At 73.1% G+C, this 25,617-nt stretch carries 18 protein-coding genes and 2 pseudogenes; 10 read left to right on the forward strand and 10 right to left on the reverse strand.

Annotation, left to right across the window (positions count from 1 at the left end):
• Positions 1 to 17 precede the first annotated feature (17 nt).
• From kdpB to ACSNOG_RS14450, 4 genes are all read left to right on the forward strand, one after another.
• Positions 18 to 2,000, forward strand: coding sequence for a potassium-transporting ATPase subunit KdpB (gene kdpB, locus ACSNOG_RS14435; RefSeq protein WP_436753053.1), 1,983 nt, complete (start codon positions 18 to 20; stop codon positions 1,998 to 2,000).
• 166 nt (positions 2,001 to 2,166) lie between these two features.
• A complete protein-coding gene (locus tag ACSNOG_RS14440; protein WP_436753035.1) occupies positions 2,167 to 3,240 on the forward strand; it encodes an esterase-like activity of phytase family protein in 1,074 nt (357 codons plus the stop codon).
• Between the two features lie 46 nt (positions 3,241 to 3,286).
• Complete coding sequence (locus ACSNOG_RS14445; protein WP_436753036.1) at positions 3,287 to 7,156, forward strand: ABC transporter ATP-binding protein; 3,870 nt, start codon at positions 3,287 to 3,289, stop codon at positions 7,154 to 7,156.
• Between the two features lie 78 nt (positions 7,157 to 7,234).
• On the forward strand, positions 7,235 to 7,816 hold the full coding sequence (locus ACSNOG_RS14450; RefSeq protein WP_436753037.1) for a dihydrofolate reductase family protein: 582 nt from the start codon (positions 7,235 to 7,237) through the stop codon (positions 7,814 to 7,816).
• Here ACSNOG_RS14450 and ACSNOG_RS14455 read toward each other — a convergent pair.
• Positions 7,800 to 8,231, reverse strand: a complete 432-nt coding sequence (locus ACSNOG_RS14455; protein ID WP_436753038.1) for a winged helix-turn-helix transcriptional regulator — start codon at positions 8,229 to 8,231, stop codon at positions 7,800 to 7,802. The genes ACSNOG_RS14450 and ACSNOG_RS14455 overlap by 17 nt on opposite strands.
• A gap of 139 nt (positions 8,232 to 8,370) precedes the next feature.
• Between ACSNOG_RS14455 and ACSNOG_RS14460 the strand changes: the two genes are divergently transcribed.
• Positions 8,371 to 9,336, forward strand: coding sequence for an NADP-dependent oxidoreductase (locus tag ACSNOG_RS14460; protein ID WP_436753039.1), 966 nt, complete (start codon positions 8,371 to 8,373; stop codon positions 9,334 to 9,336).
• Between the two features lie 101 nt (positions 9,337 to 9,437).
• Positions 9,438 to 10,868, forward strand: a complete 1,431-nt coding sequence (locus ACSNOG_RS14465) for a S28 family serine protease (protein ID WP_436753040.1) — start codon at positions 9,438 to 9,440, stop codon at positions 10,866 to 10,868.
• Between the two features lie 22 nt (positions 10,869 to 10,890).
• Here ACSNOG_RS14465 and ACSNOG_RS14470 read toward each other — a convergent pair whose 3' ends face one another.
• From ACSNOG_RS14470 to ACSNOG_RS14480, 3 genes are all read right to left on the reverse strand, one after another.
• Entirely contained in the window at positions 10,891 to 11,514 is a 624-nt protein-coding gene (locus ACSNOG_RS14470; RefSeq protein WP_436753041.1) for a hypothetical protein, read from the reverse strand.
• 378 nt (positions 11,515 to 11,892) lie between these two features.
• On the reverse strand, positions 11,893 to 12,513 hold the full coding sequence (locus ACSNOG_RS14475; protein WP_436753042.1) for a TetR/AcrR family transcriptional regulator: 621 nt from the start codon (positions 12,511 to 12,513) through the stop codon (positions 11,893 to 11,895).
• A 104-nt stretch (positions 12,514 to 12,617) separates the two neighbouring features.
• Positions 12,618 to 13,523 (reverse strand): LysR family transcriptional regulator, encoded by a 906-nt coding sequence (locus ACSNOG_RS14480; protein WP_436753043.1) that lies wholly within the window; start codon positions 13,521 to 13,523, stop codon positions 12,618 to 12,620.
• Between the two features lie 131 nt (positions 13,524 to 13,654).
• Between ACSNOG_RS14480 and ACSNOG_RS14485 the strand changes: the two genes are divergently transcribed.
• Complete coding sequence (locus ACSNOG_RS14485; RefSeq protein WP_436753044.1) at positions 13,655 to 14,626, forward strand: EamA family transporter; 972 nt, start codon at positions 13,655 to 13,657, stop codon at positions 14,624 to 14,626.
• Here ACSNOG_RS14485 and ACSNOG_RS14490 read toward each other — a convergent pair.
• Positions 14,508 to 15,290: pseudogene (locus tag ACSNOG_RS14490) on the reverse strand (sugar phosphate isomerase/epimerase family protein); the annotation flags it as partial. The gene ACSNOG_RS14485 and the pseudogene ACSNOG_RS14490 overlap by 119 nt on opposite strands.
• A gap of 369 nt (positions 15,291 to 15,659) precedes the next feature.
• Between ACSNOG_RS14490 and recD2 the strand changes: the two are divergent.
• Positions 15,660 to 17,876, forward strand: coding sequence for an SF1B family DNA helicase RecD2 (gene recD2 / locus ACSNOG_RS14495; protein ID WP_436753045.1), 2,217 nt, complete (start codon positions 15,660 to 15,662; stop codon positions 17,874 to 17,876).
• A 265-nt stretch (positions 17,877 to 18,141) separates the two neighbouring features.
• Positions 18,142 to 19,428, forward strand: a complete 1,287-nt coding sequence (locus tag ACSNOG_RS14500; RefSeq protein WP_436753046.1) for a citrate synthase — start codon at positions 18,142 to 18,144, stop codon at positions 19,426 to 19,428.
• 445 nt (positions 19,429 to 19,873) lie between these two features.
• Here the strand turns inward: ACSNOG_RS14500 and ACSNOG_RS14505 are convergent, their stop codons facing one another.
• The 5 genes from ACSNOG_RS14505 to ACSNOG_RS14525 all read right to left on the reverse strand — a co-directional run bounded on the left by ACSNOG_RS14505 (position 19,874) and on the right by ACSNOG_RS14525 (position 23,894).
• Positions 19,874 to 20,104: a heavy-metal-associated domain-containing protein gene (locus tag ACSNOG_RS14505; protein WP_436753047.1), complete on the reverse strand. Its 231-nt coding sequence runs from the start codon at positions 20,102 to 20,104 to the stop codon at positions 19,874 to 19,876.
• 199 nt (positions 20,105 to 20,303) lie between these two features.
• Entirely contained in the window at positions 20,304 to 20,510 is a 207-nt protein-coding gene (locus tag ACSNOG_RS14510; RefSeq protein ID WP_436753048.1) for a helix-turn-helix transcriptional regulator, read from the reverse strand.
• Between the two features lie 221 nt (positions 20,511 to 20,731).
• The gene (locus tag ACSNOG_RS14515; RefSeq protein WP_436753049.1) at positions 20,732 to 21,793 is read right to left on the reverse strand and encodes a Gfo/Idh/MocA family protein; all 1,062 of its coding nucleotides are present in this window, start codon (positions 21,791 to 21,793) and stop codon (positions 20,732 to 20,734) included.
• Between the two features lie 97 nt (positions 21,794 to 21,890).
• The gene (locus ACSNOG_RS14520; RefSeq protein ID WP_436753050.1) at positions 21,891 to 22,928 is read right to left on the reverse strand and encodes a Gfo/Idh/MocA family protein; all 1,038 of its coding nucleotides are present in this window, start codon (positions 22,926 to 22,928) and stop codon (positions 21,891 to 21,893) included.
• Between the two features lie 39 nt (positions 22,929 to 22,967).
• A complete protein-coding gene (locus ACSNOG_RS14525; protein WP_436753051.1) occupies positions 22,968 to 23,894 on the reverse strand; it encodes a sugar phosphate isomerase/epimerase family protein in 927 nt (308 codons plus the stop codon).
• Positions 23,895 to 24,196: 302 nt separating this feature from the next.
• Between ACSNOG_RS14525 and iolC the strand changes: the two are divergent.
• Positions 24,197 to 25,156, forward strand: a pseudogene (gene iolC, locus ACSNOG_RS14530) (5-dehydro-2-deoxygluconokinase); the annotation flags it as partial.
• Positions 25,157 to 25,617: the final 461 nt, after the last annotated feature.

The following is a 25,617-nucleotide window of genomic DNA, read 5'->3' on the forward strand; positions in this document are numbered from 1 at the left end:
AGCTGCACCCCCGGGTGATGGTCAAGCACCCGGTGCTGTTCGTGGTCGAGGCCGGCTCGGTGCTCACCACCCTCTCCGCGCTCCTCGACCCGTCCGCCTTCGCCTGGCTCATCAGCGTCTGGCTCTGGCTGACCGTGCTCTTCGCCAACCTCGCCGAGGCCGTCGCCGAGGGCCGCGGCAAGGCCCAGGCCGAGACGCTGCGCCGCACCCGCGACACCACCGTCGCCCGCAGGCTGCGCACCTGGCGGGTGGGCATGGACCGGCGCGACTGGGTGGAGGAGCGCGTCGTCGCCGCCGACCTGCGCCCGCAGGACTTCGTGGTCGTCGAGGCGGGCGGGACGATCCCCGGCGACGGCGAGGTCGTCGACGGCGTCGCGTCGGTCGACGAGTCGGCCGTCACCGGCGAGTCCGCGCCCGTCATCCGGGAGGCGGGCGGCGACCGCTCGGGCGTCACCGGCGGCACGAAGGTGCTCTCCGACCGGGTCGTGGTCCGCGTCACCTCGCGCCCCGGGCACACCTTCCTGGACCGCATGATCGCCCTGGTCGAGGGCACCAGCCGCCGCAAGACCCCCAACGAGCTGGCCCTGAGCATCCTGCTCTCCTGCCTGACCGTGATCTTCATCCTGGCCGTGGTGTCGCTGCAGCCCATGGCGGGCTGGGCCGGCGCCCCGCAGAGCATCACCGTCCTCGTCGCCCTCCTGGTCACCCTCATCCCGACGACCATCGGCGCCCTGCTCTCCGCGATCGGCATCGCCGGCATGGACCGCCTCGTCCAGCGCAACGTCCTCGCGCTGTCCGGGAGGGCCGTGGAGGCCGCCGGGGACGTCAACACGCTCCTGTTGGACAAGACCGGGACCATCACCCTCGGCAACCGCCGTGCGCTCTCCTTCGAGCCCGTCAGGGGCGTCCCGCCGGAGCTGCTGGCCGACGCCGCCCAGCTCGCCTCCCTGGCCGACGAGACGCCCGAGGGCCGCTCGATCGTCGCCCTGGCGGGGCAGTACGGCATCCACCGCGGCGACGAGGAGTTCGCGCACGGCCGCTTCGTGCCGTTCTCCGCGCAGACGAGGATGAGCGGCGCCGACTTCGCCTACGACGGCGAGTTCTGCCGCATCCGCAAGGGCGCCGGCAGCGCGGTCGCGCAGTGGGTGACCCGGCGCGGCGGCGAGGTCCCGGCCGAGGCCGGGTGGATCGCGGACTCCATCGCGGCCGGCGGCGGCACCCCGCTGCTCGTCGCCCTCGAAGACCGCGACGGCTGCCGGGTCCTGGGCGCCGTGCACCTCAAGGACGTCGTCAAGCCCGGCATCGCCGAGCGCTTCGCCGAGCTGCGCGCCATGGGCATCAGGACCGTCATGGTCACCGGCGACAACCCGCTCACCGCCAGGGCCGTCGCCGCGGAGGCCGGAGTGGACGACTACATCGCCGAGGCGACGCCCGAGCGCAAGCTCGCCCGCATCCGCGAGGAACAGGCCGGCGGCAAGCTCGTGGCGATGACGGGGGACGGGACGAACGACGCGCCCGCGCTGGCCCAGGCGGACGTGGGCGTGGCCATGAACTCGGGCACCTCGGCCGCCAAGGAGGCCGGGAACATGGTGGACCTGGACTCCGACCCCACCAAGCTCATCGAGATCGTGCAGATCGGCAAGCAGCTGCTCATCACGCGCGGGGCGCTCACCACCTTCTCCATCTGCAACGACGTCGCCAAGTACTTCGCGATCGTCCCGGCCATGTTCGGCGGCGTCACCGGCTACGAGGGCCTGGAGAAGCTCAACGTCATGGGCCTGCACAGCCCGTCCTCGGCCATCGCCTCGGCGATCATCTTCAACGCCCTGGTCATCGTCGCCCTGATCCCCCTCGCCCTGCGTGGCGTGCGTTACGCCCCCTCCAGCGCGCACGCCCTGCTGCGCCGCAACCTCGGTCTGTACGGGGCGGGCGGGCTGGTCCTGCCCTTCATCGGCATCAAACTCATCGATGTGCTCCTGCAGTTCGTGCCGGGGCTGTGAGTCCGTGCCGGGGCTGTAGTCCGTGCCGGGGCTGCGCGGCACTCCGCGCAGTCCTGTGGCCGGCCACCGTGTTTTCCCCGGCCATTCACTCGAATCAACTCCCGTGTCAGGCAGGGCGATCTACGGTGGACGGCGTCGCCCGCAGCCGACCCAGGAGGCCCGCACCGTGCGTACCAGACCCCTGCTCGCCGCCGCCACCGCCGCACTGGCCGCGGCCACCTGCCTGACGACGACCGGGGCCGGCCCGGCGCAGGCGCACGCGTCCACGCGCGCGTGCTCGCCGTCCGTACGGATCGACGGCTTCTCCGACGGGCTGGACAAGACGACGTTCCAGGGCTCGCTCGTCGGCAACCTCTCGGCCCTCGCCGTCGACGGGGACGGCACCGTCGCCGCGGTCTCCGACCGCTCCCAGCTCTTCTCGTTCGACGTGCGCCGGCAGGGGGGCCGGGCGCCCTCCGCGACCCCCGTGCGGGCCGTGGGACTCGCCGACGAGAAGGGCGGACCGCTCGACTCCGAGGGCCTGGTCGTCGACCGCGACGGCACCCGCCTGGTCACCTCCGAGACCGAGCCGTCCGTCCGGCGCTACGACCGGGACGGCAGGCTCCTGGGCCGGCTGCCCGTGCCGGAGGCCCTGCGGGTCGCCCCGGCCGGGCGCGCGGCGCCCAACCAGACCTTCGAGGGCCTGACCCTCCAGCCCGGCGGGCGCACCCTGATCGCCTCCATGGAGCAGGCCCTCGCCGGGGACGGGCAGGACACCGCCGGCAGACCGCTCGTGCGCCTGCAGACCTGGCAGCGGCACGGCCGGCAGGAGTTCGCCGCCGGCCCGCAGTACGCCTACCCGGCCGAGAAGGGCCTCGGCGTCGCGGAGATCACCGCCGCCGGGGACGGCCGCCTGCTCGTGCTGGAGCGCGGCTTCACGGCGGGCTTCGGCAACACCGTGCGGCTCTACCTCGCCGACCCGCGCGGCGCGAGTGACGTCAGCGCCGTCACGAACCTGCCCGGCGGCCCGCACGTGCGGCCCGTGCGCAAGACGCTGCTCGCCGACGTGGGCGCCTGCCCGTCCCTGGGCGCGACCGCCCGGCAGCCGCAGCCGAACCCGCTGCTGGACAACATCGAGGGGCTCGCCGTCACCGAACGGAACGGAGGGTTCCTCCGCCTGCTCCTGGTGAGCGACGACAACCAGAACCCTGCGCAGGTCACCCGGCTCTATGCGCTCACGGTGCGCCTGCCGCGTCCGTAGGGGGAGCGCGCCGCCCGCCCGCGCACCCGTACCTTGTTGCGGCGGGATGAAATCCGCAGCCCACGGCGTTGGGGCCTCCGTCAGCAGGACGAGAGCGGCAGCGCGGGAGGCTCGGGTGGCAGCGGCGAAGGAAACGACAGGTCAAGGATGGGCCAGGCGGCTCGCCGGCTATTGCTGGCGCTACCGCGGCACGGTGATCCTCGCCCTCGGCTCCTCGCTCGCCGGCATGGCCGTCATGGCGCTCGTGCCCCTCATACCCAAGCTGATCATCGACGACGTGATCGGCTCGCAGCAGCGCCCGCTGGCCCCCTGGGCCACGCTCCTCATAGCCGCCGCCGTAGTCGTCTACGGCCTGACGTACGTCCGCCGCTACTACGGCGGGCGCCTCGCCCTCGACGTCCAGCACGACCTGCGGACCGAGATGCACGAGGCCATCGCGCGGCTCGACGGCCGCCGCCAGGACGAGCTGTCCACCGGCCAGGTCGTCGGCCGCGCGACCAGCGACCTCCAGCTGATCCAGAGCCTGCTGTTCATGCTGCCGATGATGATCGGCAACCTCATGCTCTTCGCCATCTCGCTCGTCGTGATGGTGGTCCTCTCCCCGCTCCTGACCGTCGTCGCCCTCGCCGTCGCCCCCGCGCTGTGGATCCTCGCCAGGCACAGCCGCACCCGGCTCTTCCCCGCCACCTGGTACGCCCAGGGCCAGGCCGCGGCCGTCGCCGGTGTCGTGGACGGCGCGGTGACCGGCGTCCGCGTCGTCAAGGGCTTCGGCCAGGAGGAGCAGGAGAGCACCAAGCTCCGCGACGTCAGCCGCAAGCTCTTCGCCGGGCGTCTGCGCACCGTCCGCCTGAACTCCCGCTACACCCCGGCCCTGCAGGCCGTCCCCGCGCTCGGCCAGGTGGCCATGCTCGCCCTCGGCGGCTGGATGGCCACGCGCGGCCAGATCACCCTCGGCACGTTCGTCGCCTTCTCGACCTACCTGGCCCAGCTCGTCGGGCCCGTGCGGATGCTCACCATGGTCCTCACCGTCGGCCAGCAGGCCCGCGCGGGCGTCGAGCGCGTCCTGGAACTCGTCGACACCGAACCGGTCGTCCAGGAGCGCCCCGGCGCGCGCGAGCTGCCGCAGGACGCCCCCGCCACCGTCGAGTTCGACGACGTCACCTTCGGCTACGACCCGGCGCGGCCCGTCCTCGACGGGTTCTCCCTGCGCCTGGAGCCCGGCGAGACCGTGGCCGTCGTCGGCGCCTCCGGCAGCGGCAAGTCCACCGTCTCGCTGCTGCTGCCGCGCTTCTACGACGTCACCGGCGGTGCCGTGCGCGTCGGCGGCCACGACGTCCGCGACCTCACGCTGCCGTCCCTGCGGGCCGCCATCGGGCTCGTCCCCGAGGACAGCTTCCTGTTCTCCGACAGCATCCGCGACAACATCGCCTACGGGCACCCGGACGCCACCGACGAGCAGGTCCGCGCCGCCGCGCGCGCCGCGCAGGCCGACGGATTCATCAGCGACCTGCCCGACGGCTACGACACCACCGTCGGCGAGCAGGGCCTGACCCTCTCCGGCGGCCAGCGCCAGCGCGTCGCCCTGGCCCGCGCCATCCTCACCGACCCCCGCCTGCTGCTCCTGGACGACGCGACGTCCGCGGTCGACGCGCGCGTGGAGCACGAGATCCACGAGGCGCTGCGAAGCGTCATGGCGGGCCGCACGACCCTGCTCATCGCCCACCGCGCCTCCACGCTGGCGCTCGCCGACCGGGTCGCGGTCCTCGACGGCGGCCGGCTCGTGGACGTCGGTACGGCGGAGGAGCTGGAGGAGCGCTGCGAGCGCTACCGCACCCTGCTGACGGACCCGGGCGAGCTGGCGGGCCTGACGAAGGACCCGGCGGGAAGCACCGCACCGGTCGCCCTCCCCGGCGTCCCGGACCGTGCGGATGCCCTCGGCCGTACGAACGACCACGCGCGCGTGGACGGTCTTTCCCGTCCCGAGGTCGACGCGGCCCCCCTCAAGCCCCGGCGGATCCTGGCCGGCGGCGTCACCCCCTCCCTGTGGGTGCGCAAGGACGAGCCCGCCGGAAGCTCCGACGGCGTCACCGGCATGCCCGCCACGCCCGAACTGCTCGCCAAGGTGGCCGCACTGCCGCCCGCGGACGACACCCCCGACGTGGACGAGGAGCGGGCCGCCCGCCCGGAGGAGGCCTACGGGCTGCGGCAGCTGCTGCGCGGCTTCCGCACGCCACTGGTGCTGAGCCTGCTGCTGGTGGCGGTCGACGCCGTCGCCGGCCTGCTGCTGCCGGTGCTGATCCGGCACGGCATCGACCAGGGCGTCCAGCAACTGGCCCTGGGAGCGGTCTGGGCGGCCTCGGGGCTGGCCCTGCTGGTGGTCGTGGCCCAGTGGGGCGCCCAGGTCGCGGAGACGCGCCTGACGGGCCGCACGGGCGAGCGGATCCTCTACGCCCTGCGCGTGAAGATCTTCGCCCAGCTCCAGCGGCTGGGGCTCGACTTCTACGAGCGCGAGCTCACCGGCAAGATCATGACGCGGATGACGACGGACGTGGACGCCCTGTCGACGTTCCTGCAGACCGGACTGGTCACCGCCGTCGTCTCCGTCCTCACCTTCTTCGGCATCCTCGTCGCCCTCCTCGTCATCGACGTCGAACTGGCCCTCGTCGTCTTCGCGACGCTGCCGCTGCTGATCGTCGGCACCGTCGTCTTCCGGCGGCAGAGCGTCAAGGCGTACGAACTGGCGCGCGAGCGCGTCGGCCTGGTCAACGCCGACCTGCAGGAGAGCGTCGCGGGCCTGCGCATCGTGCAGGCGTTCCGCCGCGAGGAGGCCGGCGCCCGGAGGTTCGCGGAGCGCAGCTGGTCCTACCGGCAGGCGCGCGTCCGCGGCCAGTGGCTGATATCGGTCTACTTCCCCTTCGTCCAGCTGCTGTCGTCCGTCGCCGCAGCAGCGGTGCTGATCGTGGGCGCCGGCCGGGTGAGCGACGGCACGCTCACCGCGGGCGCGCTGGTGGCCTACCTGCTCTACATCGACCTGTTCTTCGCGCCCGTCCAGCAGCTGTCGCAGGTCTTCGACGGGTACCAGCAGGCCACCGTCTCCCTCGGCCGGGTGCAGAGCCTCCTGCGCGAGCCGACCACCACGCCCGTGGCCGAGCGGCCGCGCCCGGTACGGGAGCTGACCGGCGAGATCGTCTTCGACGACGTGGCCTTCCGCTACGGGGACGGCGAAGACGCCCTGTCCGGCATCAGCATGACGATCCCGGCCGGCCAGACCGTCGCGTTCGTCGGCGAGACCGGCGCGGGCAAGTCCACCCTCGTCAAGCTCGTGGCGCGGTTCTACGACCCGACGGGCGGCGCGGTCCGCGTGGACGGGCACGACCTGCGCGAGCTCGACCCCACGGCCTACCGGCACCGGCTCGGCGTCGTCCCCCAGGAGCCCTACCTCTTCCCGGGCACGGTGCGGGACGCCATCGCCTACGGGCGCCCGGACGCCGGTGACGCCGAGGTGGAGGCCGCGGCCCGCGCGGTCGGCGCCCACGACATGATCGCCACGCTGGACGGCGGCTACCTGCACCCGGTCACCGAGCGCGGCCGCAACCTCAGCGCCGGCCAGCGCCAGCTGATCGCCCTGGCCCGGGCGGAGCTGGTCGACCCGGACGTCCTGCTGCTGGACGAGGCCACCGCCGCCCTGGACCTGGCCACCGAGGCGCTGGTCAACCAGGCCACGGACCGCCTGGCCGGGCGCCGCACGACGCTGGTGGTCGCCCACCGGCTGACCACGGCCGCCCGCGCCGACCGGGTGGTGGTCCTGGACCACGGCCGCGTCGTCGAGGACGGCACGCACGCCGCCCTGCTGGCCCGTGACGGGCGCTACGCGGAGCTGTGGCGGACGTTCACCGGCGAGGCGGTGCCGGTGTAGGACGGGGGCCGCCCCCGCCCGGTACGTTGGCGCCCGGCAGACCTCTGACGAGGCGATACGTACCGAGCGGGGGAACCCATGCGCAAGCTCACCTACTTCATCGCCACCACCATCGACGGCTTCATCGCCGGCCCGGGCGACGAGTTCGAGTTCATGATGTCGATCCTGGACGACGAATACGTCGGGGCCCTGATCGAGAGCTACCCGGACACCGTCTCCGCGCGCGGCCGCGACGCCGTCGGCCTGGGCCCGGAGAACCGGGATTTCGACACGGTCCTGATGGGCCGCAACACCTACGAGCCCGGCCTGTCGATCGGCATGACCAGCCCGTACCCGCACCTGCGCCAGTACGTCGTCTCGCAGTCCCTCGCCACCAGCCCCGACCCCGCGGTGACCGTCTTCAGCGGCGACCCGGTGGAGCTCGTCCGCGACCTCAAGCAGGAGGAGGGCAAGGGCATCTGGCTGTGCGGCGGCGCGAACCTCGCGGGGCAGCTGCGCGCCGAGATCGACGAGCTCGTGGTGAAGATCAACCCGTTCGTGGCGGGCAAGGGCATCCCGCTGTTCTCGGCGGAGTTCTCCCCGGAGCGCTACGACCTGAAGGGGACGCGTTCGTTCGGCAACGGCGTCGTGCTCGTGACGTACCTCAAGCGGAACGACTGAGCCCGGAGCGTTCCGCGGGAGCCGCCCGGCCGAGGGCCGCCCGCTCCCGCAGGACGGTCACGCCGGGCTCCGGCCGCGCGGCGTCGTAGGCGGCGCGGGCCTGCTCCACGGACTCCTGGTGGCGGTCCGTCCAGCCCCGCAGGGCGGCGAGCGGCCCGGCGAGGCTCTCCCCGAGCCCGGTCAGGGCGTACGCCACCCGCACCACGGGCCCGTCCTCGACCGTGCGGCGCACCAGCCCGTCCCGCTCCAGCCCGCGCAGCGTCTGCGTGAGCACCTTGCGGCTCACCGGGCTCATGCGGCGCTCCAGCTCGCCGAAGTACGCGGGGCCGTCCTCGCCGAGCAGGGTCAGCGTCAGGGCGGACCAGCGGTCGCCGAGGCGGTCGAGGAGGGGACGGCAGGGGCACAGGTCTTCCACGCGCGGAACAACTGATTCCGGGCCCCGGGCTATTCCCGGAGCGGTTACCCGGAAGTGCCGTCTGGGCGTCGCGGACGGCGCCGCGCAGCATGGTGAGCGGCCACCGGGCCGACCCCAGCAGTCACGCACAGGAGCACCCATGTCCGCACCCGCCCCCCGTATGCAGGCCGTCGTCCAGGACCGCTTCGGCGGCCCCGAGGTCCTGCGCCTCGCCGACGTCGAGCGCCCCGAGCCGCAGCCCACCGAGATCCTCGTCCGGGTGCACGCGGCCGGCGTCAACCCGGTGGACGTCAAGACCCGGGCCGGCGAGGGCATCGCCGGCTGGCTCGGCGCGCCGCCCTTCACCCTCGGCTGGGACGTCTCCGGCACGGTGGAGGCCGTCGGCTTCGGCGTGACGCTGTTCCAGCCCGGGGACGAGGTGTACGGGATGCCGCGCTTCCCGCACCTGGGAGCCGCGTTCGCCGAGTACGTCACCGCGCCCTCCCGGCACTTCGCGCGCAAGCCCGCGGGCCTGACCCACGCCGAGGCCGCCGCGCTGCCGCTGGCCGCCCTGACCGCCCGGCAGATCCTCGTCGACACGGCCGGCGTCCGCGCGGGGCAGCGCGTGCTGGTGCACGCGGCCGCGGGCGGCGTCGGCCACCTCGCCGTGCAGATCGCCAAGTCCCGCGGCGCGTACGTGATCGGCACCTCCGGTCCCGCCAAGGCGGACTTCGTCCGCTCGCTCGGCGCCGACGAGGTCCTCGACCACACCGCCGTCCGCTTCGAGGACGAGGTCCGCGACGCCGACCTCGTCGTGGACTCCATCGGCGACCCGGCCCACCAGCTGCGCTCCCTGCGCACGCTGCGCCCGGGCGGACTGCTCGTGGCGGTCCCGTCCGGAGTGGACCCCGAGGCCGCGCGGGCCGCCCGGGAGCGGGGCGTGCGCGCTACCGGCTTCCTCGTGGAGCCCGACCGCGCCGGCCTGGAGGCGATCACCGCGCTGGTGGAGGCGGGCGAACTGCGGGTGGAGGTCTCGGCCGAACTGCCGCTGCAGGAGGCGGCGAAGGCCCACGCCCTGGTGGAGACGGGCCGGACGCGGGGCAAGGTCGTGCTGACGAACGGCTGAGGACGGAAGCGGGAACGGGGGAGGGCGAAAGAAAAGGGTCTGGTGCGCAGGTCGGCCCCCCGGTAGGTTCGCGGCGAACTTGCGAACCCAGGGGAGGGCGAATGCGCAAGGCTCTCAGATGGCTGCTGGCGCTGACGGTGCTCGCGGGCACCGTCGGTGCCGGCAGCGCCACGGCGGGGGCGGCCGAGAAGGCCACCGAGCCGGACATCAAGGACCGCGTCCTGAAGATTCCGGGCATGAAGCTGGTCGAGGAGAAGCCCTATGAGGGCTACCGCTACCTGGTCCTGACCTACGATCAGCCGGTCGACCACCGGCACCCGGCCAAGGGCACCTTCCAGCAGCGCTTCACGCTGCTGCACAAGTCGACGGACCGGCCGACCGTCTTCTTCACCTCCGGCTACAACGTCAACACCAACCCCGGCCGCAGTGAGCCGACCCGCATCGTCGACGGCAACCAGGTGTCGATGGAGTACCGATTCTTCACCCCGTCGCGGCCGCAGCCCGCCGACTGGTCGAAGCTCGACATCTACCAGGCGGCCAGCGACCAGCACCGCCTCTTCGCGGCCCTCAAGCCGGTCTACGGCAAGAACTGGCTCGCCACCGGCGGCTCCAAGGGCGGCATGACGGCGACCTACTACCGCCGCTACTACCCGAACGACATGAACGGCACCGTCGCCTACGTCGCGCCCAACGACATCGACAACAACGAGGACTCGGCCTACGACCGGTTCTTCGCGAACGTCGGCGACCAGGCCTGCCGCAACCAGCTCAACTCGGTGCAGCGCCAGGCCCTGCTGCGCCGCGGCGAGTTCGTCGCCCGCTACCAGAAGTGGGCCGACGAGAACGGCAAGACCTTCAAGACCCTCGGCAGCATCGACAAGGCCTTCGAGAACGTCGTGGTCGACCTGGTCTGGTCGTTCTGGCAGTACCACCTGCAGAGCGAGTGCGCCTCCGTGCCCGCCACGAACGCCTCCACCGACGAGCTCTACAAGTTCGTCGACACCATCTCGGGCTTCGACGGCTACACCGACCAGGGCCTGGAGCGCTTCACGCCGTACTACTACCAGGCGGGCACCGAGCTCGGCGCGCCGAGCGTGAAGAACGCGCACATCAGGGGCCTGCTCCGGCACCCCGAGACGCTCAACCCGCGCGCGTACGTGCCGCGGGAGATCCCGATGAAGTTCCGTCGCGGCGTCATGGCCGACGTCGACCGCTGGGTGCGCGAGGACAGCGAGCGGATGCTCTTCGTCTACGGGCAGAACGACCCGTGGAGCGGCGAGCCGTTCCGCCTCGGCAAGAACGCGGCCGCGCGCGACGACTACCGCTTCTACGCGCCCGGCGGCAACCACGGCTCGAACATCGCGCAGCTGGTCGCCGACGAGCGGGCCAAGGCCACCGCCAAGGTCCTGCAGTGGGCCGGCGTGGCCCCGGCAGCCGTCCGCTCGGACGAGTCGCACGCCAAGCCGCTCGCCGCGTACGACGCGAAGCTCGACAAGCCGGTCGTCGAGCGGCGGCAGGGCCTCCGGCCGTAACCGCGACCGCCCCCGAGGCGGGCTAGACCAGGCGGCGGGCGCACCCCACGGGTGCCCCGCCGCCCACTTGTACGTACAGGTCGGTCTCGGGCGGGCACTCCGGACGGGCCCCGACCTCGGTCGTGATGCGGTACTCGGGGGCGTGGGCCGCCGAGCCGTCGCAGGCGGTCTCCTTCACCACCCCGTCCCGCTGGGTGTAGAGGCAGTCGCCGGTCACCGTCACCGGCCCGCCGCCCATGCCCGGGTCGCCCGGGTGCGGAGGCTGGAGGTTGCGCATGCAGGCGTAGCCCTCGGGCGCGCTGCGCTCCTCCGAGGCGCCCTGGTCGACGGCGGTGATGTGCAGGACGAAGTCGGTCTCGTCGGGGCAGCGCGGGCCGGCGGAGCGGGGGCCGTTGTAGCGGGCGAGGACCCGGGCGGCGGCCTCCCCGCTCCGGCAGGAGATCTCGGTGAAGGAGCCCGCCTCGTGCCCCGCGCACTCGCCGCGGGCCAGGAACGTCGGATCGCGCCCCGGGCGGGCGTGGGCGGCGGGATCGCCGGCGGCGCGGACCGCGGGCTGCTGGGCCCGGCAGCCGCTCAGCGCGGCGGTCGCGCCGGACGCGAGCAGCACGAGCGCGAGCAGCGTCGTGCGCGGCGCGCCATGGCCCATGGTGTCCCCCGTCCCCCGGTGCGCTCCAGCCTGGCTTCCCGGGCCCGGCGCGCACCAGACGTGCCGGGCGCACAGGGGCGGTGGAAACGGTGTGTGTGCGGGCGCGTGCCACCAGGCGTACGCCGGATGCGCGCGCTGTGCCCGTACCCCCCGCACGCCCTGCCCGTACGCCGTACCCGCACCTCCGCCGGCCGGACCCGCCGCCGGCGCTGTGGAACGGGGGGCGCGCCGACGACGGTGCGCTGCCTTCCGCAGGCGGCGGAGAGGGAGGTCAGCAACCGGCCGGCGGCGCGGGCCGACACCGCTCTGCGGGGGTACGACGGCAGCACGGCCCTTGGACGCGAGGCGCGCCGGAGCGGTTCCGGCACCGGGCGCGCGTCAGTCGTGCGCGCGCCGCTTCCCGCCGAGCGCGGGCAGCCGCCGGGTCAGCAGCCGTGCGCGCGGCGCGAGCCGCCGGGCCATCGCGAACACCGACTCCGTACGGGAGCGGTCGCTGTCCAGGACGGTGAAGAGGTTGACCCCGAGGTAGAAGGTGATCGCGGCGTTGGCGAGGTCGCGCGGCGGGGTCAGGCGCGCGAGCGGCGTCCCGCCGATGACCCGCTCCAGGGTCTCCTCGACGAAGGCGATCCACGGCTCGGCCCGCTCCCGGATCTCCGCGCGCAGCTCCGGCTTGGCGACGGCGGCCGCGACGAGCTCGGAGAACAGCGCCAGGTGCCCGGCCTCGATGTCGCTGCGGTACACGCGGGTGCCGGCGTCCACGAGGTCCTCGAGGGTGCGGGCGTCCGCGACCGCCTCGGTGAGCAGCTCCATGCGCTCGGCGGAGGAGCGGTCGAGCGCCGCGAACAGCAAGGGGTCGACGCCCCCGAAGTGGTAGAAGACCAGGGCCGAGTTGACCTCCGCCTCCTTGGCGATGGTCCGCGCGCTCGACTTGGCGTAGCCCTGCGTCCGCAGCACGGTGTCCGCCGCCCGGATCAGCCGTTCCTTGGTGTCCACCGTCATGTGTGCTGCCCTCTCGCCGAGGCTGCATCATACGATTTGAGCGGGTGGTGCAACCATGCGCTCAAGACGGTTGACCAGCTGCTCAAGGCGCTCCGGCGGGTGGTTCAGAACGTCCTCAGGGGCCACTGCTCGTGGAGCGTGCGGACGGCCTCGGTGATCGCGGGCCGGCGGGCGGCTCCCGCGCGCCACAGGGCGAAGAGGCGCCGCACGGGCACCGGTTCGAGCGGCACGGCGCGCACGCCCTGAGGCAGCGGGCCCCGCCCCAGGCGGGGCATGAGCGTGATGCCGAGGCCCGCGGCGACCAGGGCGATGTGGGTGTGGTTCTCGGCGGCCTGGTACGCGAGGTTCGGCTCGTGGCCGGTGGCGCGCAGCGTCCGTACGAGCCAGTCGTGGCAGACGGCACCCGGCGGCTGGCAGATCCAGCGGTGGTGCGGCAGGTCCGTCCGGTCGAGCACGTCACGGGCGGCGAGCGGGTGCCCCTCCGGCACCAGCACGTCGCACCGGTCCTCACCGATCACCGCCCGCTCCAGGCCCTCGGGAGCGGCCAGCGGGGCGATGTCCCAGTCGTGCGTGACCGCGAGGTCGATGACCCCTTGGGAGACCAGGTCGGCCGACAGGTGCGGATCCACCTCCAGCAGGCGGGCGTCGAGCGCCGGGTGGTCGCTGCCGAGCCGGGCGAGCACGCCGGGCAGCAGGCCGCGCGCGGCCGACGCGAACGCCCCGATGACCAGCCGGCCCGCCGGGCGTCCCCGGCGCTCCTCCAGCTCCGTCTCCGCCCGCTCGACCAGGGCCAGCAACTGCCGGGCCGTGGCGGCCAGGTGCCGGCCCTCGTCGGTCAGGGCCACGCCCCGCCCGCGCCGCTCCAGCAGCGTCGTGCGCGTCTCGCGCTCCAGCTTGGTGACGGCCTGCGAGACGGCCGACGGCGTGTAGCCCAGAGCCGCGGCAGCGGCGCTCACCGAACCGTGCACCGACACCGCGTGCAGCGCCCGCAGGCGGGTCAGGTCCAGCACGGGAAGTCCCCTCGTCGATGCGGCCCGTCGATTCAGCCCGTCGTTTCCGCTCGTCATTTCAGCGTTGCTGAATCCCATCATGAAGGAGCCTGTGCTGGTGCTACAGAGTCGGGGCGGCGACGCTTGCCCGTATGCGTCCCCTGCACCTCGCCCTCGCCGTTCTCGTCGCCGCCGTCTGGGGCGTCAACTTCGTCGTCATCGACGTCGGCCTCGACCACTTCCCGCCGCTGCTCTTCTCCGCCCTGCGCTTCCTCGCCGCAGCCGTGCCGGCCGTCTTCCTCGTCGGCCGGCCGCAGGTCGGGACGCGCTGGATCGTCGCCGTCGGACTGGTCCTCGGCGTCGGCAAGTTCGGCCTGCTGTTCACCGGCATGCACCTGGGGATGCCGGCCGGCCTGTCCTCGCTCGTCCTGCAGGTGCAGGCCGTCTTCACCGCCCTCTTCGCCGTCGCCGCACTGGGCGAACGCCTCGGCCGCACCCGCCTGCTCGGCATGGGCCTGGCCCTAGCCGGGATCGCGGTGGCCGCCGTCGACGAGGGCACCTCCGGAACGCTCCTCGGCTTCGCGCTCGTCGTGGGCGCCGCGGCCCTGTGGGGCGTGTCCAACGTGATCACCCGCAAGGCCGCCCCGCCCGACGCGCTGCGTTTCATGGTGTGGGTGAGCACCGTGCCGGTGCTGCCGCTCCTGCTGCTCTCGCTCCTCTTCGAGGGTCCGCAGGCGGACGCCGAGGCGCTGCGGTCGCTCGACTGGAGCGGCGCCGGGGCGATCCTCTTCGTCGCCTGGGTCTCCACCGTCCTCGGCTTCGGCGCGTGGGGCTTCCTGCTGCGCACCTACGACGCCTCGGCGGTCGCGCCCTTCACCCTGCTGGTGCCCGTCTTCGGTATGTCGTCGGCGGCGCTCGTGCTGGGCGAGGGCGTCAGTCCGCTGCGCTGGGGCGCTGCGGTGCTGCTGGTGTCCGGGGTGGGGGTCACGGCCCTGGCCGGGCGGCGAGCAGCCCGCGCAAGTACTCCGCCCCCCGCGCCGCCAGTTGCTCGAAACCGGCCGCCTGCGGATGCCAGCGCTTCTCGTACTCCCAGCACAGCCAGCCGTCCCAGCCCGACCCGGTGAGCACGCGCACGCACTCGGCGAGCGGCAGCACTCCGGCGCCCAGCGGCAGCGGATCGAGCGCTCCGGCCGAAGCGACGTCCTTCACCTGTACGTAGCCCAGGTGCGGGGCCAGCACGGGGAAGCTCTCGGCGGGCGTCTCGCCGCCGAGCCAGGTGTGCAGGACGTCCCACAGGGCGCCGATGCTGGAGTGGCCCACGGGGCCGAGCACGCGGGCGGCGTCGGCGGCCCGGCGGTGCGAGTCGTGCGTCTCCAGCAGCACGTGCACGCCCCGGTCGGCGGCGAGGGGGGCCACCGTGCCCAGCCGCCGGGCGGCCGTCGCGTCGGCCTCCTCCGCGGGGCGGTCGCCGCCGCCGGGGAAGACCCGCACGTAGCGTGCGCCGAGGTCGGCCGCCAGGTGGACCAGGCCGGACAGCTCGTGCAGCACGGGCTCGTCGTCGCCCGGGGCGGCCACCTGCGCGTACCCGGCCACCGCCAGGACCTCCACGCCCGCCCCGGCGAACTCGGCGACCGCCGCCTCCCGCTCCTTCGCCCCGGACCCCGGGTGGACGGGCTCCTCCGGGTGGGCGCGCAGCTCCACGCCGTCCCAGCCGTGCGTGCGGGCCAGCCGCACCACCTCCGGCAGGGGCAGTCCGGGCACTCCGAGGGTGGAGAAAGCGAGCTTCATGGGGAACGGGTTCCCCGAAGGCGGGCGGGAAACGCCCCTGACGTGGAGGACGGCATGGAGGCGCCGAATCGTTACCCTCGGTATGACCTGGGCTTACCTGGGGTAGCCGCGAGACCTGAAATCGCACAAGGGGTAACGGAACGATAACTCCTTGAAAGCGCTGCAACCCTTTGCGGCCGGGGTGGGTCGTACTGTGCGTCGGGCTTCCCGGGGAGGGATCCGGGGGGATTCAGGGGAAGCCGGTTTTGGGGGGAAACGAGGGGCCCGGTCGTCGGACCGGGCCCCTCTGCCTTACCGTCGCGCCACCGCAGGCCCGGGAGTTGTCCACAGGCCCGAACACCTGTCAGACCACGGCGGTACCGTCGGTGCATGGTCCAGATGGCAGTCGTCGAAGGTGTCCTGGAGCGGATCACCTACGCCAATGAGGAGAGCGGCTATACGGTCGCCCGCGTCGACACCGGCCGCGGCGGCGGCGACCTCCTCACGGTGGTCGGCTCGCTGCTCGGCGCCCAGCCGGGGGAATCCCTGCGCCTGGAGGGCCGCTGGGGCTCCCACCCGCAGTACGGGCGGCAGTTCACCGTCGAGAACTACACCACCGTCCTGCCCGCCACCATCCAGGGCATCCGCCGCTACCTGGGCTCCGGCCTGATCAAGGGCATCGGCCCGCGCATCGCCGACCGCATCACCGAGCACTTCGGCACGGACACCCTCGACGTCATCGAGAGCGACCCCGGCCGCCTCGTGGAGGTCCCCGGCCTCGGCCCGAAGCGCACGAAGCTGATCGGCGCCGCGTGGGAGGAGCAGAAGGCCATCAAGGAGGTCATGGTCTTCCTCCAGGGGGTGGGCGTCTCCACGTCCATCGCCGTGCGCATCTACAAGAAGTACGGCGACGCCTCCATCTCCGTCACCCGCAACCAGCCCTACCGCCTGGCGGCCGACGTCTGGGGCATCGGCTTCCTCACCGCAGACCGCATCGCCCAGGCCGTCGGCATTCCGCACGACAGCCCCGAGCGGGTCAAGGCCGGTCTGCAGTACGCCCTTTCCCAGTCCACCGACCAGGGCCACTGCTATCTCCCCGAGGAGCGGCTGATCGCGGACGCCGTGAAGCTCCTCCAGGTCGACACCGGCCTCGTCATCGACTGCCTGGCCGAACTGGCGGCGCAGGACGGCGAGGAGGAGCCGGGCGTCGTCCGCGAGAGCGTCCCCGGCCCGGAGGACGGGCAGCCCGTCACCGCCGTCTACCTCGTCCCCTTCCACCGCGCCGAACTGTCCCTGGCGGGACAGGTGAAGCGGCTGCTGGGCGCCGCCGGCGACCGGCTCGCCGCCTTCGGCGACGTCGACTGGGACCGGGCCCTGACCTGGCTCGCGGGCCGCACGGGCGCGCAGCTGGCCCCCGAGCAGCGCGAGGCGGTCCGGCTCGCGCTCACCAGCAAGGTCGCGGTGCTCACCGGGGGGCCCGGCTGCGGCAAGTCCTTCACCGTCCGGTCCGTGGTCGAACTGGCCCGGGCCAGGGGGGCGAAGGTGGTGCTCGCGGCGCCCACCGGGCGGGCCGCGAAACGGCTCTCCGAGCTCACGGGCGCCGAGGCGTCCACCGTTCACCGGCTCCTGGAACTCAAGCCCGGCGGCGACGCCGCGTACGACAAGGACCGCCCCCTGGACGCCGACCTGGTCGTCGTGGACGAGGCCTCCATGCTCGACCTGCTGCTGGCCAACAAGCTCGTCAAAGCCGTGCCCCCGGGGGCCCACCTGCTTCTGGTGGGAGACGTCGACCAACTGCCCTCCGTGGGGGCCGGGGAGGTGCTCCGCGACCTCCTGGCACCCGGCGGCCCCGTCCCCGCCGTCCGGCTCACCCGCATCTTCCGGCAGGCGCAGCAGTCCGGCGTGGTCACCAATGCGCACCGCATCAACTCCGGGGCACCGCCCCTCACTCAGGGGATGACGGATTTCTTCCTCTTCGCCGAGGAGGACACCGAGGAGGCGGGCCGCCTCACCGTGGACGTGGCGGCGAGGCGCATCCCCGCCAAGTTCGGGCTCGACCCCCGCCGGGACGTGCAGGTCCTGGCGCCGATGCACCGCGGCCCCGCGGGCGCCGGCACCCTCAACGGGCTGCTCCAGCAGGCCATTACGCCCGCCCGGCCGGATCTGGCCGAGAAGCGCTTCGGCGGCCGGGTCTTCCGCGTCGGCGACAAGGTCACCCAAGTGCGCAACAACTACGAAAAGGGGCAGAACGGCGTCTTCAATGGAACGGTGGGCGTCGTCACCGGGCTCGACGTCGTCGAGCAGCGGCTGACCGTGCGCACCGACGAGGACGAGGAGGTGGGCTACGACTTCGACGAACTCGACGAGCTCGCGCACGCCTACGCCGTGACCATCCACCGCTCGCAGGGAAGTGAGTATCCGGCCGTGGTGATCCCCGTCACCACGGGGGCCTGGATGATGCTGCAGCGCAATCTTCTCTATACCGCCGTAACCAGGGCAAAGCGGCTGGTGGTGCTGGTGGGCTCGCGGAAGGCGCTCGGGCAGGCCGTACGGACCGTATCCGCAGGCAGGAGGTGTACGGCGCTCGATCACCGGCTGGCGAGGTGAGTCCGCTCGGGGAGGTCTTGTGAAGGGTCGAAAGGGCCATTCCGGCGCGCGAAGCGGCCCCGGAGGGCGCGGATCCGGGGTGGGATTCGTCTCTCATCGGTTTACCAACCGGGGCGAAGGGGGCAGTATGGCCAGGCTGGGCGGCACTGAGTGCCGTCTTTAGGCCCTATGGCCGACCCCGAGTGCACGTGCATCGTCCAAATGGGGGAAGGTAGGGGTAGTCAGGGCACCTCGAAGAAGAGGCACAACGTCGGTGAGGGATGACGTGAGCGACAACTCTGTAGTACTGCGGTACGGGGACGGCGAATACACCTACCCGGTGGTCGACAGCACCGTCGGCGACAAGGGCTTCGATATCAGCAAGCTCCGCGCCCAGACCGGTCTGGTGACCCTGGACTCCGGTTACGGCAACACCGCCGCCTACAAATCCGCGATCACCTACCTCGACGGTGAGCAGGGCATCCTGCGCTACCGGGGCTACCCGATCGAGCAGCTCGCCGAGCGCAGCTCCTTCCTCGAGACCGCCTTCCTGCTGATCAACGGCGAGCTGCCCTCGGGCGACGAGCTGGAGACCTTCAAGGGCGAGATCACCCAGCACACCCTGCTGCACGAGGACGTCAAGCGGTTCTTCGACGGCTTCCCGCGCGACGCGCACCCGATGGCGATGCTGTCCTCCGTGGTCAGCGCGCTGTCGACCTTCTACCAGGACAGCCACAACCCGTTCGACGAGCAGCAGCGCCACCTCTCCACGATCCGGCTGCTGGCCAAGCTGCCGACGATCGCGGCGTACGCGTACAAGAAGTCGATCGGTCACCCGATCGTCTACCCGCGCAACGACCTCGGCTACGTCGAGAACTTCCTGCGCATGACCTTCTCGGTGCCCGCCGCCGAGTACGAGCTGGACCCGGTCGTCGTCAGCGCGCTCGACAAGCTGCTGATCCTGCACGCCGACCACGAGCAGAACTGCTCGACCTCGACCGTGCGCCTGGTGGGCTCCTCGCAGGCCAACCTCTTCGCGTCGATCTCCGCCGGCATCAACGCCCTGTGGGGCCCGCTGCACGGTGGCGCCAACCAGTCGGTCCTGGAGATGCTCGAGGGTATCCAGGCCAACGGCGGCGACGTCGACGCCTTCATCCGCAAGGTGAAGAACAAGGAGGACGGCGTCCGCCTGATGGGCTTCGGGCACCGCGTCTACAAGAGCTTCGACCCCCGGGCGAAGATCATCAAGGCGGCGGCGCACGATGTCCTCTCGGCGCTCGGCAAGTCCGACGAGCTGCTCGACATCGCGCTGAAGCTCGAGGAGCACGCGCTCTCCGACGACTACTTCGTCTCGCGCAACCTCTACCCGAACGTGGACTTCTACACCGGTCTGATCTACCGGGCCATGGGCTTCCCGACCGAGATGTTCACCGTGCTCTTCGCCCTCGGCCGCCTCCCGGGCTGGATCGCCCAGTGGCACGAGATGATCAAGGAGCCGGGTTCCCGCATCGGCCGCCCGCGCCAGATCTACACCGGTGTCGTCGAGCGCGACCTGCCGGTCGAGCGCGCCTGACCGCACAGCGGCAGCACCCGGCCGTGAGCCGACAAAAGCCCTGAGAGCCGCCATGGCTCTCAGGGCTTTTCGCAAGGGCTTGAAAAGCGCCCCGCCTCCGATCCCCCCACGGGTCGGAGCGGGGCGCTTCCCGTTCCCCGGGACGGATTCCCCCCACGGGATCCGGCCGGGAGCCTCGGTGCGCGCGACCGACGCGATCTGCCGGGACGCGTACGTACGGGAGGGCCGCTCAAAGCTCCCCGGGTACGTGCCCCGGCCACGCGTGGCCGGTACCGTCCCCCAAGACGATCCAGCACTGCCTGGTTAGACCCCCGACCCCCCGCAATGGTTACGTTGGGATTGCTATGATCTAGGTCTCTTGCCATAACGGGCGCAGTCGGGCAAGAGGTCAAGTGTGTGGGTGTTGTGTCACTTATGCGGTTGCGGGTGCCTCGCCCGCGGCCGGTCAGTCGCGGCCGGCGAGCTCGTAGCCCGCCTCGTCCACCGCGGCGCGGACGGCCTCGTCGTCCAGCGGGGCCGAGGAGACCACGGTGACCTGGCCGGAGGCGGCGACGGCCTTGACGGACACCACGCCGGGCAGGGCGGAGATCTCCTCCGTCACCGCGGACTCGCAGTGGCCGCAGGTCATGCCGGTCACGCGGTAGACGGTGGTGGACTCGGTGGTCTGGGAGCTCATGGCGGTTCTCCTCGCAAAGGATCGGTCGTGGTGCCGTGTTGTGCCGTGCACCGTGGGAACACCTTACCCCCTGGGGGTATTCCTGTGGGGGTGAACCGGACATCCGTACGCGGTGGTTACGGGCAGCGGTGGGTGGCCCGCACCACGACGGGGCCCCGGACCGCAGGGCGCGGTCCGGGGCCGGAGGAAGGGACTGCGGTCAGCTTCCGGCCTCGCGCCGGGAGCGGTTGCCCGGGCGGGCGGCCACCCAGGCGCGGACGGTGTCCGCGAACCAGTAGGGCTTGCCGCCCTCGGTCAGGTCGGGCTGGGGCAGCAACCCGTGCTTGCGGTAGGTCCGCACGGTATCGGTCTGTACGCCGATGTGCGCTGCGATCTCCTTGTAGGACCAGAGTCGACGGTCAGTCATCTCGCGCCTCTCCGCTGCGCCGCAGCGACGGAGGGGGATCCGTCGGGGGAGCTGCGGCGCGGCCTTGTCGATCACCACGACTGTTGTCCGTGTGAACGACGGAGAGTGACCGTCCATGCGGCGCTGTCGTACGGCTGTGACCGAAGGGCGGCGGGAACGTGACGCCTGTGACGTGGGTATGACCCCGTTGATGTCGTTGATGCCGTTGAACCCGAGGCCCGCTACCAGCCGTCCGGTTCCGGTCCCGGTCCCGGTTCTGGTTCTAGTTCTAGTTCCGGTTCCGCGGGGACGTCCGGGCGGACCGGCCGGTTCTCCCGGCGGGACGTCTCGCACGCCTCCGCCACCAGCAGGGCGTGCAGGCCCTCGCGGCCCGGGCAAGGATTGGGCGCCTCGCCGCGGACCGCCCGGACGAAGGCGGTCAGCTCGGCGCGGTACGCGGGCCCGAACCGCTCCAGGAAGCCGGTCCAGGGGCGGGCCGGAGGAGGCGGACCGGACGGCTCGGCCGACGTTGCGGGCGTACGGGCGTCCAGGCCCACGACCCACTGGTCGCGCTCCCCGGACAGCTCCGTCCGCACGTCGTAGCCGGCGCCGTTGCAGCGGGTCGCCGTCGCCGTCACCAGAGTGCCGTCGTCCAGGGTGAGCAGGACGGCGGCCGTGTCCACGTCGCCCGCGGCCCGGAAGACGTCCGCGCTCGCGCCGCCGGTCGCGCCCCGCGCGTACACCTCCGTCACCTCCCGGCCGGTCAGCCAGCGCACCGCGTCGAAGTCGTGCACCAGGCAGTCGCGGATCAGCCCGCCCGAGGAGGCCAGGAACTCCGGCGGCGGGGGCGCGGGGTCGGACGTGACCGTGCGGATGGTGTGCACGCGTCCCAGGCGCCCCGAACGCAGCGCGTCGCGCGCGGCGCGGAAGCCGGCGTCGAAGCGCCGCTGGAACCCCAGCTGCAGCAGCGTCCCCGCGGCGTCCGCCTCGCGCAGCGCGCGCAGCGTCCCCGGGACGTCCAGGGCCACCGGCTTCTCGCAGAAGGCGGGCAGGCCGGCGCGGGCCGCGCGCACGATGAGATCGGGGTGGGCGGAGGTCGCCGCCGTGATCACGACCGCGTCGACGCCGCCGTCGAAGACGGCGTGAGGGGCGGGGGCGGTGCGGGCGCCGACGCGTGCGGCCAGGGCCGCGGCGCGGTGGTGTGCGGTGTCCGCGATGACGAGCGCGTCGACTCCGGCGACCGAGGCGAGGACCGCCGCATGATGCGCCCCGATCCGCCCGGCCCCGACGACTCCGATCCGCATGACTGCCTCCGACCTGTCGGGGGGTGAGGTGGTCCGGCACCGCCGGTCCGCGCCGCGGGGTCGGTCGCCGCCGCGGCGGCGGCGCGGGCGCGTGGCATCAGGCGTACAGGGGTGGCCGGGGCGCCAAGTCGACTTCCGTGCGGGCGCCCGAGGACTGGGCCCGGACGCCCGCTTCGCAGACGGCCGCCGCCGCGTACCCGTCCCACGCGCTCGGCCCCTCCGTCACCCCGCGTCGCGTCGCGTCGACCCAGTGCTGGACCTCGCGGTCGTACGCGTCGCGGAAGCGGTCCAGGAAGTCCTGGGCGACGGCGCCGCCCCAGCGGCCGGCCGCGTTCACGTACAGCCCGTGCGCGTCGCCGAGCCGCGCGCTGCCGCGCTCGGCCACGGCCTCGCACTGCACCTGGTAGCCGAAGCCGCAGTTGACGAAGATCTCGACGTCGGCCACGGCCCCGCCGGACGCTTCCAGGATGACGAGCTGAGGGTCGCTCAGGGCGCCCGGCGCCGCGGACGAGGGCGCCGGTTTCAGCACGCTCACCGCCGTGATCTCCTGCCCCAGCAGCCACCGCGTGGCATCGATCTCGTGGACCACCGAGTCGTTGATCATCATCGCTTCGGTGAAGCCCGGCGGCGTGGCGACGTTGCGGTGACGGCAGTGCAGCATCAGCGCCCGCCCGAGCGCCCCGCCGTCGAGCAGCGCCTTGAGCTGCACGTACTCGGCGTCGTAGCGCCGCATGAAGCCGACCTGCACCCGCCGGTGCCCGAGCCGGACCTCCGCGTCCAGCACCCGCAGCGCGGACGCGGCATCGGGGGTGAGGGGCTTCTCGCACAGCACGGGCAGGTCGCGCGCGAGGGCCTCCAGCAGTGCCGCCTCGTGCGCGGGCCCGGGCGAGGCGACGAGCACGGCGTCCACGCCGGGCGCGTCCATCGCGGCCGCGGCGTCCGTATGGGCCGCGCACCCGGGGACGCCCCGCGCCACCTTCTCCGCGCGCTCGCCGTCGACGTCTATGACCGCGGCCACCCGGGCCCCGCTGATGACCTCGTCGATGCGCCGGACGTGGTCGGAGCCCATCCTTCCCGTGCCGATGACGGCGACGCCGAGGGTGCCTTCGTGCTCCGTGCGTGTCTTGCGTGTCATACGTGCCATGTGTGTCATGTGTGTGCCACTTCCCGGGTCTCAGACGCCGCAGCCGCGCAGGAATCCCCGCGTGCGCCGCGCGATCGGCAGCGGCCGGTCGGGCGGGCACGGGTACATGTCCTGTTCCACGATGGCGAACAGGTCCGCGTCCAGCCGGGACGCCGCGTCGATGACGGGCTCCAGCGCCGGGACTCCGTGCGGCGGCTCGCACATGACGCCCTGCCGCACCGCGGGCCCGAAGGCCGTCCCCTTGGCGAGGACGTCGGCGAGGACCTCCGGGTCGACCTGCTTGAGGTGGAGGTAGCCGATCCGTTCGCCGTACGTCTCGATGAGCCGCACGCTGTCGCCGCCGCAGTATGCGTAGTGCCCCGTGTCCAGGCACAGGCCGACCAGCGACGCGTCCGTCGCGTCGAGGAAGCGCTCGACGTGCGCCTCGCTGTCGATGTGGGTGTCGGCGTGCGGGTGGACGACGATGCCGAGCCCGTAGCGCTCGCGGACCTCGCGGGCGAGCCGCTCCGTGCCGGCGGCGAGGTGGCGCCACTGCTCCGCGCTCAGCTCGGGGTCCTCGATGACCTCGGCGGTCTTGTCGTCGCGCCAGAAGGAGGGGATGACGACCAGGTGGCGGGCGCCCATGGCCGCGGTGAGCTCGGCGACGGGCGCGACGTGCGCCCAGGTCGCCTCCCAGGCGGCCGGCCCGCGGTGCAGTGCGGTGAAGACCGTGCCGGCGGAGACGGTGAGACCGCGGCGCTGCGTCTCGTCGCGCAGGCGGGCGGCGTCGGTCGGCAGGTAGCCGTAGGGGCCCAGCTCGATCCACTCGTAGCCCGCCTCGGAGACCTCGTCCAGGAACTGCCGCCACGGCAGTTGCGCCGGATCGTCGGCGAACCAGACGCCCCAGGAGTCGGGGGCGGAGCCGACCCGGATCCGGCGGCGGTCGGCGGCCGGGGGCGACGCGTGGGGATCGGGCATCGTGGCTCTCCTCGGGCGAGGGCGGGATTGCCCGTAGCTTCCTAGCGGGGCGGGGGAGTGTCAAGGCTTCGTCCGGACATACGGACGTAACGTCAAGGCGCCTTCGGTTCACGTCTATATGTAAGGACAAATCCTTGACAGGGTCCGGCGGACCCGGCTAGACCTGAGCCGAATCGTCAGGAAGGGCGCCGATGAGCCAGCCGAGTCCGCGTACGTCCACCACTTCGTCCGGCGTTCCGGTCGGCGTCCCGGTCGACGTCTCGGTCGATGTCCCGGTCGACGCTCCGTTCGACCTGATCACCATGGGCCGGGTGGGCGTGGACCTGTATCCCCTGCAGACCGGCGTGACGCTGGCCCGCGCCGAGACCTTCGGGAAGTTCCTGGGCGGCTCGGCGGCGAACGTCGCGGTCGCCGCGGCCCGGCTCGGCCGGCGTACGGCGCTCATCAGCCGCACCGGCGCCGACCCCTTCGGCGACTACCTCCACGACGCGCTGCGCGACTTCGGCGTCTGCGACCGGTGGGTGACGCCCGTCGCCGCGTACCCCACGCCCCTGACCTTCTGCGAGATCTTCCCGCCCGACGACTTCCCCCTCTACTTCTACCGCCGCCCCAAGGCCCCCGACCTGGAGATCCACCCCCACGAGCTCGACCTGGACGCGATCGGGGCCGCCCGCATCTTCTGGGCGACCGGCACCGGCCTGTGCGAGGAGCCCAGCCGGGCCGCGACGCTGGCCGCGCTCGCGGCGCGCGGGCGCCGCGGCGTCACGGTCCTCGACCTCGACTGGCGGCCGCTGTTCTGGGGCGGCGAGGGCGGCGCCTCGGGCGCGGGCGGGCGTACGGGGCCCGCCGCCATGGCCGCCGCCCGGCCGCACTACGCCGCCGCGCTCGCCCACGCCACGGTCGCCGTCGGCAACGCCGACGAGTGCGAGGTCGCCACCGGCGAGCGCGCCCCGCACGCCGCCGCGCGGGCGCTGCTCGCCGCCGGGGTCGAGCTCGCCGTCGTCAAACGGGGGCCCGAGGGCGTCCTCGCCGTCCACCGCGACGGGACGACGGCGGAAGTGCCGCCCGTGGAAGTGGAGGTCGTCAACGGCCTCGGCGCGGGCGACGCGTTCGGAGGCGCCCTGTGCCACGGGCTGCTGGCCGGCTGGCCCCTCGAACGCACGCTGCGCTTCGCCAACGCGGCCGGGGCGCTGGTGGCCACACGGCTGTCGTGCTCGTCGGCGATGCCGACGGCGGAGGAGGTCACAGCGCTGCTCGACGCGGGCGGGGGCCGTGCCGCCGGATCCGCCGGATCCGGCGGATCCGGTGCTTCCGGCGGGGGCGCCGGGCGCGGCGGCTCGCCCCCGGGCGGCGCCCCCCGTACCGCCGACCGGAAAACGAGCCCACCCGGCTCGCCGGCCCCGTCCCGTACGGCATCCGGCTCGTCCGGTCCGGCATCCGGCTCGCCGGGCGTGGCCCCCGGCCCGTCCGGCTCGGCGTCCGGCCCATCCCGTACGGCATCCGATCCGTCCCGTACGGCATCCGGCTCGTCCCGTCCGGCGTCCGGCTCGGCGGGCGTGCCCCCCGGCCCGTCCGGCTCGGCGTCCGGCCCATCCCGTACGGCATCCGCTCCATCCCGTATGGCATCTGGTTCGTCCGGTCCGGCGTCCGGCTCGCCGGGCGTGGCCCCCGGCCCGTCCGGCTCGGCGTCCGGCCCATCCCGTACGGCATCCGATCCGTCCCG

This window comes from Streptomyces sp. URMC 124, from assembly GCF_051386455.1.
GTDB lineage: Bacteria > Actinomycetota > Actinomycetes > Streptomycetales > Streptomycetaceae > Streptomyces.

Bases quoted from the DNA above. Each gene is read 5' to 3' on its own strand.
- ACSNOG_RS14445 (WP_436753036.1), top strand. From the start codon at position 3,287: ATGAAATCCGCAGCCCACGGCGTTGGGGCCTCCGTCAGCAGGACGAGA.
- ACSNOG_RS14465 (WP_436753040.1), top strand. From the start codon at position 9,438: ATGCGCAAGGCTCTCAGATGGCTGCTGGCGCTGACGGTGCTCGCGGGC.
- ACSNOG_RS14470 (WP_436753041.1), bottom strand. From the start codon at position 11,514: ATGGGCCATGGCGCGCCGCGCACGACGCTGCTCGCGCTCGTGCTGCTC.
- ACSNOG_RS14505 (WP_436753047.1), bottom strand. From the start codon at position 20,104: ATGAGCTCCCAGACCACCGAGTCCACCACCGTCTACCGCGTGACCGGC.
- ACSNOG_RS14510 (WP_436753048.1), bottom strand. From the start codon at position 20,510: ATGACTGACCGTCGACTCTGGTCCTACAAGGAGATCGCAGCGCACATC.
- ACSNOG_RS14475 (WP_436753042.1), bottom strand. From the start codon at position 12,513: ATGACGGTGGACACCAAGGAACGGCTGATCCGGGCGGCGGACACCGTG.
- kdpB (WP_436753053.1), top strand. From the start codon at position 18: ATGGTCAAGCACCCGGTGCTGTTCGTGGTCGAGGCCGGCTCGGTGCTC.
- ACSNOG_RS14485 (WP_436753044.1), top strand. From the start codon at position 13,655: ATGCGTCCCCTGCACCTCGCCCTCGCCGTTCTCGTCGCCGCCGTCTGG.
- ACSNOG_RS14525 (WP_436753051.1), bottom strand. From the start codon at position 23,894: ATGCCCGATCCCCACGCGTCGCCCCCGGCCGCCGACCGCCGCCGGATC.
- ACSNOG_RS14460 (WP_436753039.1), top strand. From the start codon at position 8,371: ATGTCCGCACCCGCCCCCCGTATGCAGGCCGTCGTCCAGGACCGCTTC.
- ACSNOG_RS14520 (WP_436753050.1), bottom strand. From the start codon at position 22,928: ATGACACGCAAGACACGCACGGAGCACGAAGGCACCCTCGGCGTCGCC.
- recD2 (WP_436753045.1), top strand. From the start codon at position 15,660: ATGGTCCAGATGGCAGTCGTCGAAGGTGTCCTGGAGCGGATCACCTAC.
- ACSNOG_RS14515 (WP_436753049.1), bottom strand. From the start codon at position 21,793: ATGCGGATCGGAGTCGTCGGGGCCGGGCGGATCGGGGCGCATCATGCG.
- ACSNOG_RS14450 (WP_436753037.1), top strand. From the start codon at position 7,235: ATGCGCAAGCTCACCTACTTCATCGCCACCACCATCGACGGCTTCATC.